11 protein-coding genes are annotated in these 13166 nt (G+C 70.2%); 5 read left to right on the top strand and 6 right to left on the bottom strand.

The window, feature by feature from the left end:
* Positions 1–59 precede the first annotated feature (59 nt).
* Positions 60–1052, top strand: a complete 993-nt coding sequence (gene hemB, locus NRY95_21310; protein UYC16183.1) for a porphobilinogen synthase — start codon at positions 60–62, stop codon at positions 1050–1052.
* A 278-nt stretch (positions 1053–1330) separates the two neighbouring features.
* Here hemB and NRY95_21305 read toward each other — a convergent pair whose 3' ends face one another.
* Both NRY95_21305 and NRY95_21300 read right to left on the bottom strand, forming a co-directional pair.
* Positions 1331–2773: a DUF692 domain-containing protein gene (locus tag NRY95_21305; protein ID UYC16182.1), complete on the bottom strand. Its 1443-nt coding sequence runs from the start codon at positions 2771–2773 to the stop codon at positions 1331–1333.
* Positions 2774–2788: 15 nt separating this feature from the next.
* Complete coding sequence (locus NRY95_21300; GenBank protein ID UYC16181.1) at positions 2789–3028, bottom strand: hypothetical protein; 240 nt, start codon at positions 3026–3028, stop codon at positions 2789–2791.
* Positions 3029–3431: 403 nt separating this feature from the next.
* Between NRY95_21300 and NRY95_21295 the strand changes: the two genes are divergently transcribed.
* The gene (locus tag NRY95_21295; protein UYC16180.1) at positions 3432–5768 is read left to right on the top strand and encodes a S9 family peptidase; all 2337 of its coding nucleotides are present in this window, start codon (positions 3432–3434) and stop codon (positions 5766–5768) included.
* 63 nt (positions 5769–5831) lie between these two features.
* Here the strand turns inward: NRY95_21295 and NRY95_21290 are convergent, their stop codons facing one another.
* Positions 5832–6665, bottom strand: a complete 834-nt coding sequence (locus NRY95_21290) for a 1-acyl-sn-glycerol-3-phosphate acyltransferase (protein ID UYC16179.1) — start codon at positions 6663–6665, stop codon at positions 5832–5834.
* 295 nt (positions 6666–6960) lie between these two features.
* Here NRY95_21290 and NRY95_21285 point away from each other — a divergent pair, with 295 nt between their 5' ends.
* The gene (locus NRY95_21285) at positions 6961–7344 is read left to right on the top strand and encodes a hypothetical protein (GenBank protein UYC16178.1); all 384 of its coding nucleotides are present in this window, start codon (positions 6961–6963) and stop codon (positions 7342–7344) included.
* Positions 7345–7608: 264 nt separating this feature from the next.
* On the top strand, positions 7609–9729 hold the full coding sequence (locus NRY95_21280) for a TonB-dependent siderophore receptor (GenBank protein UYC18659.1): 2121 nt from the start codon (positions 7609–7611) through the stop codon (positions 9727–9729).
* Between the two features lie 105 nt (positions 9730–9834).
* Here the strand turns inward: NRY95_21280 and NRY95_21275 are convergent, their stop codons facing one another.
* The 3 genes from NRY95_21275 to NRY95_21265 all read right to left on the bottom strand — a co-directional run bounded on the left by NRY95_21275 (position 9835) and on the right by NRY95_21265 (position 11809).
* Positions 9835–10191: a DUF1428 domain-containing protein gene (locus NRY95_21275; protein UYC16177.1), complete on the bottom strand. Its 357-nt coding sequence runs from the start codon at positions 10189–10191 to the stop codon at positions 9835–9837.
* A gap of 788 nt (positions 10192–10979) precedes the next feature.
* Positions 10980–11465 carry a hypothetical protein gene (locus tag NRY95_21270; GenBank protein ID UYC16176.1) on the bottom strand — a complete coding sequence of 162 codons (486 nt, stop codon included), beginning with the start codon at positions 11463–11465 and terminating at the stop codon, positions 10980–10982.
* A gap of 146 nt (positions 11466–11611) precedes the next feature.
* Complete coding sequence (locus tag NRY95_21265) at positions 11612–11809, bottom strand: hypothetical protein (GenBank protein UYC16175.1); 198 nt, start codon at positions 11807–11809, stop codon at positions 11612–11614.
* 76 nt (positions 11810–11885) lie between these two features.
* Between NRY95_21265 and NRY95_21260 the strand changes: the two genes are divergently transcribed.
* Complete coding sequence (locus NRY95_21260) at positions 11886–13043, top strand: exodeoxyribonuclease III (protein UYC16174.1); 1158 nt, start codon at positions 11886–11888, stop codon at positions 13041–13043.
* Positions 13044–13166 lie beyond the last annotated feature (123 nt).

The following is a 13166-nucleotide window of genomic DNA, read 5'->3' as shown; positions in this document are numbered from 1 at the left end:
GGGCGCCGCCTCGCGCTGCCGGGTGCGCGACGCCCGATCCGTCCCTGCAGGAGCCTCACGTGGCCCATCCCCATTACCGCCCCCGGCGCATGCGCCGCGACGACTTCTCGCGCCGGTTGATGCGCGAGCACACCCTGACCGCCGACGACCTGATCTGGCCGGTGTTCGTGCACGAACTGCCCGGGCGCGCGCCGATTGCCTCGATGCCCGGGGTGGAGCGGCTGTCGATCGATGCGCTGCTGAAGGAGGCCGAGACCGCGCTGGAGCTGGGCATCCCGGTGATCGACCTGTTCCCGGTGATCGATCCGTCCGGCAAGAGCCTGGACGCGGCCGAGGCCTGGAACGAGGACGGCCTGGCGCAGCGCGCGGTGCGCGCGCTGAAGGCGCGTTTCCCCGAGCTGGGGGTGATGACCGACGTGGCGCTGGATCCGTACACCACCCACGGCCAGGACGGCATCATCGACGCGCGCGGCTATGTGCTCAACGACATCACCGTCGAGGCGCTGGTCAAGCAGTCGCTGTCGCACGCGCAGGCCGGCGTGGACATCGTCTCGCCCTCGGACATGATGGACGGGCGCATCGGCGCGATCCGCCGCGCGCTGGATGCCGACGCGCATCTGCACGTGCGCATCATGGCCTATTCGGCCAAGTACGCCTCGGCGTTCTACGGCCCGTTCCGCGACGCGGTCGGCAGCGCCGGCAACCTCGGCAAGGCCGACAAGAGCACCTACCAGATGGACCCGGCCAACGGCGACGAGGCCTTGCGCGAGATCGCGCTGGACCTGGAGGAAGGCGCCGACATGGTGATGGTCAAGCCCGGCATGCCGTACCTGGACGTGGTGCGGCGGGTGAAGGACGCATTCCGCGTGCCGACCTTCGCCTACCAGGTCAGCGGCGAGTACGCGATGCTCAAGGCCGCCTTCGCCAATGGTTGGCTGGACGAACGCAAGTGCGTGCTGGAATCGCTGATGGCGTTCAAGCGCGCCGGCGCCGACGGCGTGCTGACCTACTTCGCGCCGCAGGTGGCGCGCTGGCTGCGTGAGGCGCACTGAGGCGGAAGGAGCGTGTCGGCGTAGTCGCGATCGGCATGATGCCGCTGGCTGTGGAGCGGCTTCAGCCGCGACGAACGGAGCGGTCGATATTCCGGTTGTGGATGCTGTCGGAGCTGAAGTCTTCTACAGGGAGCGCAGCGAACTGCATTCCGTGCAGGCGCAGCATCGCCCGGCGGCGCGCGGGATCTGCGGCGGGATCCGCGGGCGGTCCGGTGCCAGGACCGATGCGTCCTGGAGATCGCGCAACGCATGCACGCGGGTGCCGGCGATGCAGAACGCTAGCGGGCGCGAATGGCGGTGACCGTGCCGCCCTGCAGCTCGATCGCGAATCTGCCGGATGCCTGCATCGGCGGCGGTGCGCGCCGTTCGGCCAGCGCGGTGAGCAGCGGCACCGGGTCGCCGTCGAAGGCGACGACGCGCGCGTCGCCATGCAGCGCGGAACGGATCACGGCGCTTTCGAACATCACCACCTGGGCGAGCTGCGGAATCGCCGGCGCGGCGAGCTGCACATGCTGCAGAAAGCCCAGCGCCTCGCTGCTGGCGAACTGGCGTGGCGGCTGCGCTGCGGCGTAGTCCTCGAACAGGAGGCGGAAGGCGGCCTCGCCGCCATGCGCCAGCAGCATGCGCGTGGTCAGCCGCGCCGCGCTGGCGATCTGCCCGGCGCGCGCATTGCTGGCCAGTTCCCGCAGCAGGGCGACGCCGGGATCGTCCAGCAGGGCGGCGACGGCATGCGCGCCCGGCGCGTCGCCGCGTACCAGCGCGCCCAGCGTCCGTTCCCAGTCGGCAGGCGACGGCGCGGCGTCGCCATCGCGGCGGGCGCGGCCCGCTGCCGGATGCGGCGCGGGTGCGCCGGGCCGGCGCAGCGCCCACAGCGTGTGCAGTCTGTCGATCTGCCTGCGCACATCGGCGATACCGACCTGCGCCAACGCGGTCGGCAGCATCTCGAACACGATCGCGCGCAGGTTGGGCAGTGCGGGAACCACGTCGGCGGCCAGTCGCATCAGGTCTTCATCGACGAGTCCGGAATGCGCGTCCAGCCAGTAGCCGCGATGCGCGAAGCCGCCGGCCAGGTGCAGTTCGCAGACCCGCTCGAGCGGCAGCGCGGCGATCGCCTCGCGCACCGGCTGGCGGCCGTTCTTCTGGTTCGTCCACAGGTTGTGCAGGTCGAGCAGGATGCCGCAGTCGGCCTGGGTCGCCACTTCAGCCAGGAACGCGCCGTCGCTGAGTTCGCCAGCGACCGGGCGCAGATAATTGACGTTGTTCTCCACCGCGAACGGCACCTGCAGGCCGTGCGCCATCGTGCGGAGATTGGCCGCTGCCTGCTGCGCGCTCTCCACGGTCTGCAGCGGCGGCAGCAGGAAACCGGAATCGACCGGACCGCCGGCCAGCGGCACTGCGTTGAAGCTCAGGTGTTCGCTGGCCCACGGCGCCCCCAGCGCCTGCACGACCTCGCGCATCAGTTGCAGGCGTTGCGGCTCCGGTGCCAGCGAGCCGCCCACCGGGGAGGCCACGCCGTGCACGAGTTTGTGCTGCGGCAGCTCGGCGAGCTGCCGCACCATGCCGGTGTCGATGCGCATCGGCGCCTGCGCGTTGCCAGTCTCGAACCAGAAGAATTCCGGTTCGATCTCGACCACCCCGATCGCGCCGTCGTCCTCGGCCAGGACCGGCATCAACTCCGGCCACAGCACCAGGCCGACGCCAAGATCGGGCAGGGCATGCATCGCCGATGCCTCCGGTCAGGGGCCGATCCGCGGCGCGAAACCCTCGATCTCCAGCGCCGGATTGACCCGGAAGTCGCGTTCGATCACGAAGCGCAGGTCGAAGCCGGAATGGCAGGCCGCGCAGCCAAGCCGGCCGAGGATTTCCCGGGTGATCTTGTGCATCTTCTCGATGTCGTTGCCGACCTCCACCGGCACCGCGACGGTGACCGCGTGCGGGGACCGGAACGACGCTACTGCTGCCCTTGTGCTCTTCATTTGCGTTCTCCATGAACTGTTGGTATGGGCCCGCGTGGACGCCGTCCGTATGCGGACGCGCGCTGCGACAGGCAGGCAGCCGCGCCGGACTCCTGTGCGGGTCGGGAAGACGCCGCGCCGGTCGCTGTTGCCTGCCGATACCAACGCCGGGAGCGCCGCACAGCGGCCACGACTCGGACGGACGCGGCGCGCGCGGCCGCCGGCGTTCCGGCCGCGATCCGGCCCACTGCGGACGGCGACGCCGCGGCCGACGGGATGCAAGCGCTGCCGCGCCGGGCGTCGGCAGTGCGCCACTACGACTTCCGGCAGGGGGGCGCCGGCCGGGCAGGGCGTAGCATCGGCGGATTACGCGCAAGGATCGCTTCCCGCCGTCCGCACCTGTCCGCTCCGGAACCCCCACGCCATGCCTTCCCCGCTCCTTGCCCCACGTTCGCTCGGCGCCGTCCTCCTGGCCATGCTCCTGCCGGCCGCCGCCGCCGCGCAGGCGCCGGCTGTCACCGCCGCCGACTATGCGCGGGCCGAGCGCGCGCTCGGCCATCTGACGCAACCGTTGCTGGACCATGCGGTCCAGCGCGTGGACTGGCTGGACGCCACCCATTTCGCCTATGTCGACCACGACGCCGGCGGCGACCACTTCATGCGGATGGACGCGGTCAGCGGCCAGCGCGCGCCGCTGTTCGACCAGGCCGCGCTGGCCGCGTCGCTCAATACCTTGCTGGCGCTCACCGAGCGGCCGCTGGCCGCGACCGACCTGCCGATCAAGTCGCTGAGCCTGGCCGCCGATGGCCGCTACCGTTTCAGCGTGCGCGACACCCAGGTGTTCTGCGACGCCGGCGCGCATTGCAGCAAGGTCTACGCCAAGGACAAGCCCGAGCCGGGCATGGTGTCGCCGGACAAGAAGAGCGAGGCGTTCGTCCGCGACTGGAACCTGTGGCTGCGCGACCTGGGCTCGGGCAGGGAAACCCAGCTCACCACCGATGGCGTGCGCGACTTCGGCTACGCCACCGACAACGCCGGCTGGAAGCACAGCGACAAGGCGATCCTGGAGTGGTCGCCGGACTCGCGCAGGATCGCCACGTTCCAGCAGGACCAGCGCAAGAGCGGCGACATGTACCTGGTCAGGAGCAAGCTGGGGCATCCGGAGTTGCTGCAGTGGAAGTACCCGATGCCCGGCGACAAGGACGTGACCATGATCGAGCGGGTGATCGTGGACGTGCCCGCACGCAAGGTGGTGCGGCTGCAGATGCCGCCGGACCAGCACCGCTCGACCCTGTGCGACGACGTCAGCTGCGGCCCGGACGGCGGCTGGGACGACGTGAAGTGGGCGCCGGACAGCAAGACCCTGGCGTTCGTCTCCACCTCGCGCTATCACAAGGACGCCTGGTTCCGGATCGCCGACGCGGCCACCGGCGCGGTCCGCACCGCGTTCCGGGAAACCGCCAAGACCTACTACGAAAGCGGCCAGGTCGCGGCGAACTGGGCCTACCTGCCGGAGCGCAACGAAGCGGTGTGGTTTTCCGAACGCAGCAACTGGGGCCAGCTGTATCTGTACGACCTGGCCACCGGCAAGCCCAAGCGCGCCATCACCACCGGCGAGGGCAACGTCACCGAGTTGCTGAAGGTCGATGCCAAGACCCGCACCGCCTGGTTCCGCGGCGTCGGCCGCACCCGCGGGCTGGATCCGTACGACCAGCAGCTGTGGAAGGTCGGCCTGGATGGCGGCGCGCCGCAGCTGCTGACGCCGGAGCCGGCCGACCACGCCATCGCCCTGTCGCCGGATGGCCAGCGCTTCGTCGACAGCTACTCCACCACCACCCAGCCGCCGGTGACGCTGCTGCGCCAGGCCGGCGACGGCCGCACCCTCGCCACCGTGGCCAAGGCCGACATCGGCCGCCTGCAGGCCGCCGGCTGGGTCGCGCCGGTGCCGATCACGGTGCAGGCGCGCGACGGCAGGACCGTGCTGTACGGGGTGATGTTCAAGCCCTCCCACTTCGACCCCGCCAAGCGCTATCCGGTCATCGACTACATCTACCCGGGCCCGCAGACCGGCTCGGTGCGCGGGCGCAGTTTCCTGCCCAGCCATGGCGACAACCAGGCGCTGGCCGAACTGGGCTTCATCGTCGTGGCCATCGACGGCATGGGCACGCCGTGGCGCTCCAAGGCCTTCCACGACACCTGGTACGCGGACATGGGCGACAACACCTTGCCCGACCAGGTGGCCGGGTTGAAGGAGCTGGGGCAGCGCTATCCATGGATCGACCTGCAGCGCGTGGGCATCTGGGGCCACTCCGGCGGCGGCAACGCCTCCACCGACGCGATGCTGCGCTACCCGGATTTCTTCAAGGTGGCCTGGTCGGAGAGCGGCAACCACGACAACCGCGATTACGAGGACGACTGGGGCGAGAAGTACCAGGGGCCGCTCAGCGTGGACAAGCAGGGCAAGGGCAGCTACGACAACCAGGCCAATCCGCTGCTCGCCGCCAACCTCAAGGGCCGGCTGATGCTGGTGCACGGCAGCCTGGACGACAACGTCCCGCCCTACGAATCGCTGTTGATGGCCGACGCGCTGATCAAGGCCAACAAGAGCTTCGACATGCTGGTGCTGCCCAACGCCAAGCACGCCTATGGCGACGACGCCACGCCCTACGTGACCCGCCGCCGCTGGGACTACTTCGTGCAATACCTGCTCGGCAGTACACCGCCGGACAACTACCGCATGCAGCCTTTGCCGAAGCACTGACCCGGCGGGGCGGCGCGAACAGCGGCGCGGTGCCTCGGGGCGCGCCGCAGCGGCGCGTGCGGCCTATGCCGGGCGGGCGTCGCTGCGCGGCGCAGGCAGCGACGCTGCCACGATCGCGTGCAGCCGCTGCGCCAGCGCCTTGCGCTCGGCGCCGTGGTCGAGCGCGATCGGCGCGTGGAAGGTCGCCCGCACCACGGCGCCGGACGAGCGCAGGAAGCGCATGACGTGGGCGCCGGCCTGCATCGTGCCGTAGAACGCGTAGGCGTCGCGCTCGCCGCCGTGCGCCAGGCGGCGGCCATCGACGCACAGCACTTCCAGGGTGAACGGTTGCAGCGTCCATGGCCGGGCGTCGGCGCCGCCACCGAGGAACAGCGAGAACAGGCTGGACTTGAACGGGGCGACGCGCTCGCCGGACGAGGTGGTGCCTTCGGCGAACAGCACCACGTCGTGGTCGGGGCGGATCTGCGCGGCGACGGCCGCCGCCACGTTGGCCGCGTCGATCCGCCGGCGGCTGATGAACAGGGTCTGCGCCAGCGCGCCGAGCCGGCGCATGCCCGGCCAGCGTTCCATGTCGTTCTTGGCGATGAAGCGCGCGCGCAGCAGGCTGCCCAGCACCACGATGTCGAAGTGCGAGATGTGGTTGCCGACGAACAGCGTGCCGCCGCCGCGGCGCGGCGTGCCCACCACCTCGACGCGGATGCCCATCGCCTTGCGCAGGCAGGCGAACCACAGCCGCGGCAGCACGAAGGCGCCGCGTCCGCGGGTGAAGCGCATGCACAGCCACTGCAGCGGGACCAGCGTCGCGCTGGCCAGCAGGAAGGCGGCGAGCTTGGCGGCCACGCGCAGCGCAGCGAGGGCGGTGCCCGCGACGGGGCGGGACGAGGCGGCGTGGTTCATGGGCAGCGGATGGGGCGGCGGGAGGCGGTCGTGTGCGCAGAAAGACGAGCGCCGGCTTCGGCGCGCCGCCGATGGTAGCCGAGGCGGCCGCGTCCGGCACCTGCCGGCAACGCCACAGCGGCAGTGCCGGCGCTCGTGCGGCATGCCTGGCTTGAGCCGAACGCATCGGCGGCCGCGCACCGGCAGATCAGGTATTCACGGATGGGCGGCGGCGTTTCTTCTCATGGTCCGGTGCGCGGCCTGCGTGCTGTTCGCATCGGCGGCAATCCATCCATCCGTCCTCAAGGAGTCCTCGATGTATCCCTCGATCAGATTCGCGCTGCTGGCCGTCCTCGCCCTGTCGGCTGCGCAGGCGCAGAAGGCCCCGAGCTGCGGCACGCTGCCCACCTATGTGCGCGAAGCCGTTCGCGACCTGAACCATTGCATCACCATGCCCAATCCGATCGCCGCCTGCGGCGCGGGCGCCGTCGACGTGCAGGTGTTCGGCAACAACGAGCGACGCCTGCCCCAGGCCGGCCGCGGCCAGACCTGCTACGAGGGCGAGGCATGGCGCGATCCCGGCGGCCCGGCCGGCACCTACCGGCTGGTGTTCCTGGTCACCGACGGCGCCCGGAAGTCGGTCGTCGACAAGCGCTACTACTCCGCCGATCGCTACGTCAGCTTCTGCACGATTCTCTGAGCGGCTGCGCTCAGCCACGCCAGGCAGCGTGCCCGGTCCGAACGGGTACGCTGCGTCGGTGCCGGCCTCAGTCGCAAGCGACGCCGCGCCGCGCGCGCGGCGCACTCGTCCCGGCGGCGGCGCTCGGATAAACTGCGCGGACTTGACGACGCGCAAGCCGTGTTCCTGCCAGCCCCAGTCGTGAGAATCCGCACAGGCCGCCTGCCTGCGGCTCACTTCATTCAGGGGTTTTCCATGTCCGCTTTCCCTCTTCGTGCCGCTGCCGTGCGCTTGAGCGCGCTGTCCGTCGGCTTGTCCATCGCGGTGTCGGCCGCGGCGCAATCGGTTGCCGCCGACGATCCGACCACGCTGGACGCGATCAACGTCAACGCCGAACGCGCGGGTTCCTACACGGTCGAACAGACCGCGGCGGCGACGCGCCTGGCGCTGACGCCGCAGCAGACGCCGCAGTCGGTCAGCATCGTCACCGCGCAGCGGATCGAGGACCAGCACCTGACCTCGGTGCGCGAGGTGCTCGACAACGTCACCGGCGTGTCCTCCAATGCCTACGACACCGAGCGGGTGCTGTTCTATGCGCGCGGCTTCCTGGTCGAGAACATGGCCTACGACGGCGTGCCGGTCGCGCCGGGGATCAACTCCGGGTCCGCCGATGCCAGCCTGGATACGGCGATCTACGAACGCATCGAGGTACTGCGCGGAGCCAGCGGCCTGCTCAGCGGCGCCGGCAGCCCGTCGGCGACGATCAACTTCGTGCGCAAGCGCGCCGACAGCCGCACGCTGCAGGCCGACGCAGCGCTGAGCGCCGGGTCGTGGAACACCCTGCGCGGTACCGCCGATGTCGCCGCGCCGCTGGCGGCCGACGGCAGCGTGCGCGGCCGGGTGGTCGGCGCCTACGAGCAGGGCGATTCCTACCTGGACCGCTACAGCAAGAAGAAGACCGTGCTGTACGGCGTGGTCGATGCCGACCTCGGCGCCGCCACCACGCTGAGCGTGGGCTACGACTACCAGAAGAACCGGCCCAGGGGCGTGACCTGGGGCACCTACCCGGTGTTCTACGACGACGGCAGTTTCCTGGAGTGGCCGCGCGGCTTCAGCAGCGCGGCGGACTGGACCTACTGGAACACCACCACCGCCACCGCCTTCGCCGACCTCAAGCATCAGTTCGGCAATGGCTGGCTGCTGCGGGCGCTGGCCAGCCACCGCGCCACCGACGGCGACATGGCGCTGTTCTACGTCTACGGTTTCCCGAACCGCAGCACCGGCGAGACGCTGGAACCCTACGCCTACCGCAGCCGCGACCGCGGCCGCCAGAACATGCTCGACGTGTATGCGTCCGGGCCGTTCCAGGCCTGGGGGCGCGAACACGAACTGGTGCTGGGCCTGAGCGGTTCGCGCTACACCAAGCGGTCGTGGGTCAACGCCACCGAGACGCTGGCACCGATCGGCGATTTCCTGCAGTGGAACGGCGACTATCCTTATCCGCAGTTCGCGGCCGACGCCGACAAGGTCACCGACATCCGCACCGACCAGCAGGGCGCGTATGCCGCCGCGCGCCTGTCGCTGGCCGAGCCGCTGACGCTGGTCGCCGGCGCCCGCTACAGCCGCTGGAAGAACGACACCGACGACCTGTACAGCGGCGTGTTCCGCCACGACCACCGCAAGACCGTGCCCTACGCCGGACTGATCTACGCGATCACCCCGGTGTATTCCGCATTCGTCAGCTATACCGAGATCTTCGACCCGCAGGACAACCGCCGCAGCGACGGCAGCTTCCTCGATCCGGTGCTCGGCAGCAGCCGCGAGATCGGCCTCAAGGGCCGCCATTTCGACGGCCGCCTCAACACCGCGCTGGTGCTGTTCGATACCCGCCAGGACAACGTCGCCGAGGCCGATGTCGGCAAGACCCTGCCCGACGGCCTGACCCAGGCCTACGTGGCGGTGGACGGCACGCGCTCGCGCGGCTTCGAGCTGGAAGCCTCGGGCGAGTTGAGCGAAGACTGGAGCGCGTCGTTCGGCTGGTCGCATTTCGAACTGGAGGGCCCGGACGGCGCCGACCTGCGCACGGCGCTGCCGCGCACGCTGGTGCGCCTGTTCACCACCTACCGGCTGCCCGGTGCCTGGAACCGGCTCAGCGTGGGCGGCGGCGCCAACTGGCAGTCCGCCAGCCACGCCGCGGTGGATGGCCCCAACGGTCCGCAGCGCGTGGACCAGGCCTCGGTGACCTTGCTCAGCGCGATGGCGCGCTACGCCTTCAGCGCGCAGGCGTCGCTGCAGTTCAACGCGGGCAACCTGCTGGATCGCAAGTATTTCGTGCTGGACGAGTACAGCAACCTGTACTACGCCGCCGGACGCAATGCCACGCTGAGCTTCAGCTACAGGTTCTGAGCCGCCCCGCGCTGCGCCGTCGTCGCAGCGCGGCATGAAGCGGCATGCGCGGACGGCATGCGCTGCCGCGGCGCAGCGCCCGTCGCATGCCGACCGCTTGCGCGCCTATTTTTTCAGTTCCAGCACCGGCACGAAGCCGCCGTAGATCATGCGCTTGCCGTCGAACGGCATCGGATTGACCGCCGGATCCATGCGCGGGTCTTCCATCATCTTCTTCATGCCGGCATCGCGGGTCGCCTTGTCCGGCCACTCGATCCACGAGAACACCACCGTTTCGTCGTCCTTGGCGTCCACCGCGCGGAAGAAGTCGGTCTGCTGGCCGCGCGACACGTCCTCGCCCCAGCATTCGAGCACGCGCAGCGCGCCGAATTCGATGAAGACCGAATCGATGCGGGCATGTTCGAGGAATTTCTCCTTGTTGGCCGTGGGCACGGCCAGCACGAAACCATCGACGTACGACATGGGAACCTCCGGGTGCGGCGCGCCGGGAGGGGCGCCTTGTTGCATACGACGTGCGAGAAGGCGGGAAATCGACAGGCGATTGCCGCGTGGGAGATCCTGTCCGCCATGGCCCTGCGGCCATGTGAAGGCGTGCGATGCGCGAGACGATGAATGCCCCTGCCTGGCGTCGCGTGGCGTTGGCGCACGGCGCGCGCAAGGCAGCTGGGCACGAGCGCGCCGCTGCCGGTTCGCTGCCGCATTGGGCAGGATGGACGCAGGGCCCCTGCGATTGCATGAGGGCACGAGCGCGCCGGCGGCGTGCCTGGCGCAGTGGCGTCCTTCCATCGAACGCGCGAAGCCGCGCGGACCGGCCACGCACGCTGCGACGATGGACGCGGTTCGCCGGTATGCGCAGGCGTCGCCCGGGTGGCGGGCGGCGGCGAGGCCCGGATGGCGGACCGGGCAGGAACCACGATGGGGCGCTTGGGCCGCGATGCAGGCCACGCCGGCGATCGATCCGGTCAGGGGATTCCGATCCGCAGGACGCCATCCGTGGGAGCGAGTTCAGTCGCGACGGGCGTTACCGGGAAAGCGCGTCGCGCCTGAAGTCGCTCCCACAAGGAGATTCCCGCTGGGTGCGCTGCAGAAGGGGCGCTGGGCGGTCTCGGGCCATCGGCTCCGACGCGTCGCCGGGGCGGTGCTTGCGCTGCTTCGTCGGTCGCGGTTGAAACCGCTCCTGCAGCGAGCGAAAGGCCGACGGAAACGCGCCGATCCGCACCCGGGCCGCCATCTTCGCGTAGGGCGGCAGGTCAGCCCCCGCTGGCGCCATCCGGGCATGCGGCGGTCAGCTTCAGCGTGTAGGACTGCAGGTCCCAGCGGTGCTGCGGGCTATCGTCCGGCACGTAGTGCCACGACTGCAGGTAACCCTGCGCGCACGATGCGATGGCGATGCTGTCGCCGGGCGTACCGGTCGCAGGCAAGGGCAGCGGCCGCGGCACCGCGCGGGTGGCGGCAGGCAGGCTCACGCTGTAGTCCAGGCTCACCGCGCTGAGCTGGTCGGGATCGCCCAGGCGCTTGCCGTCGATCGTCGAGGGATGCTGCACAAGCCACGCGCGGATCTGGCGCCACTCCGGCGTGTCCTTCGCATAGACGGTCTTGGTCGCGATCCGCAGCGCGTCCTGCTGCGCGCTCGCGCTGCCGGCGAGTGCGGCCAGCGCCAGCGCGGCGAGGCTTGCCAGCCGTTTCGGCCGCTGGCCAACGCCTGCCGCCTGATCGGTGCCGTTGTTCGACTGCATGCGTCCGCTCCTTGCCGATGGCCGTCGGGCCGAAAATACCACCGGCGTGGATGGGCGGCACGCGGTCTGCGCGGCGCCGGCTGCGGCAGGCGCCCATTGTCTACGCGGCATACGGCAGGACAGCCGCCGCATGCCGCGCCGCTTGCTCACTTGCCGGCGGCAAGCGAGGCCTGCAGCGCGGTGGCCAGCGCGGCGTCGCCGTTGACCAGGTCGCTCCAGCGCAACGCCAGGCCCTTGCGTCGGCCTTTCTCGGCGAGTTTCAGGCCGTCCGGGTCCACGGTCAGCGTATACGGCGTGCCGTCGATCTCCAGTTCGCGGCGCAGCGGCTTGTCGAGGGGGGGCATGGGCGCCTGCCGGTTTTCACGATGCGCCGAGCGTAGCTGGGCCAAGGTGATGGCCGGTTCTGCAACGGCGCATGCGATGAAGACGCTCAAGATCGCCACCTACAACGTCAACGGCATCCGCAGCCGACTGCCGCAGCTGTTGCAGTGGCTGCAGCGCGAGGCGCCGGACATCGTCGGGCTGCAGGAACTCAAGAGCGTGGATGCGGGTTTCCCGATCGCCGACCTCCACGCTGCCGGCTACGGCGCCTTGTGGATGGGGCAGTCGGCGTGGAACGGGGTGGCGGTGCTCGCCAAGGGCAGCGATCCGGTGGAGAGCCGGCGCGGTTTGCCGGGCGACCCGCGCGATACGCAGAGCCGCTACCTGGAGGCGATGGCGCATGGCGTGCTGGTCGGCTGCCTGTACCTGCCCAACGGCAATCCGCGCCCGGGACCGAAGTTCGACTACAAGCTGGATTGGTTCGCGCGGCTGCAGCGGCATGCGCAGCAGTTGGTGGCACTGCCGCATCCGGTGGCGCTGATCGGCGACTTCAACGTGGTGCCGACCGATGCGGACATCTACGACCCGGCATCGTGGCGCCGCGATGCGCTGTTGCAGCCGGAAAGCCGCCAGGCCTATGCCGACCTGCTCGCGCAGGGCTGGACCGACAGCCTGCGCGCGGTGCATGGCGAGCGCCGCCTCTACACGTTCTGGGATTATTTCCGCCAGCATTGGCAGCGCGATGCCGGCCTGCGCATCGATCACCTGCTGCTGAACCCGCCGCTGGCCGCGCGCCTGCACGACGCCGGCGTGGACCGGTGGGTGCGCGACCTGGCGCATGCCAGCGATCACGCGCCGACCTGGGTCGCGTTGAAGGCAGGCGCGCAGCGCGGCGGCGTCGCCGCTTCGACCGACAAGGCAACCGGCTCGGCGAAAACCAGCCGGTCTGCGAAGACCGCGAAGGCGACGAAGCCGGCCAAGCCAACGCAGCCGGCGAAAGTCGGGAAAATCGCCAAGCCGCTCGCGCCGACGAAGCCGACCAAAGCGACCAAAGCGACCAAAGCGAAAGCGACCGGGGCGGCCAAATCCGTGCAGTTGCCCAAAGCCAGCAAAACGGTCGAGCGGGCCGGGCAGGCCAGACCAGCGAAACCAGCCAAAGCCCCCAATGCAGGCACGCCAGCCAAGGCAGCCAAGCCGGCGAAGCCGGGCAAGCGAGCGAACCCAACCAAGCGAGCAAGGCCGGCCCGAATGCACTGACCGGCATTGCATGTGCGTGCGCAAATCGGCCCGGCATGGCGGGCGCGGTGCAGGGCTGCCTATACTCGAGGGCCGCTGCCGCCTGCCGTGCGGTACGCCGCGCTTGCCAGGTTGTCCCGGGTT

Source organism: Xanthomonas campestris pv. phormiicola, from assembly GCA_025666215.1.
Taxonomy (GTDB): domain Bacteria; phylum Pseudomonadota; class Gammaproteobacteria; order Xanthomonadales; family Xanthomonadaceae; genus Xanthomonas_A; species Xanthomonas_A campestris_A.
The sequence above is the reverse complement of the archived record's forward strand: the minus strand, read 5'-3'. Positions and strand labels throughout refer to the sequence as shown.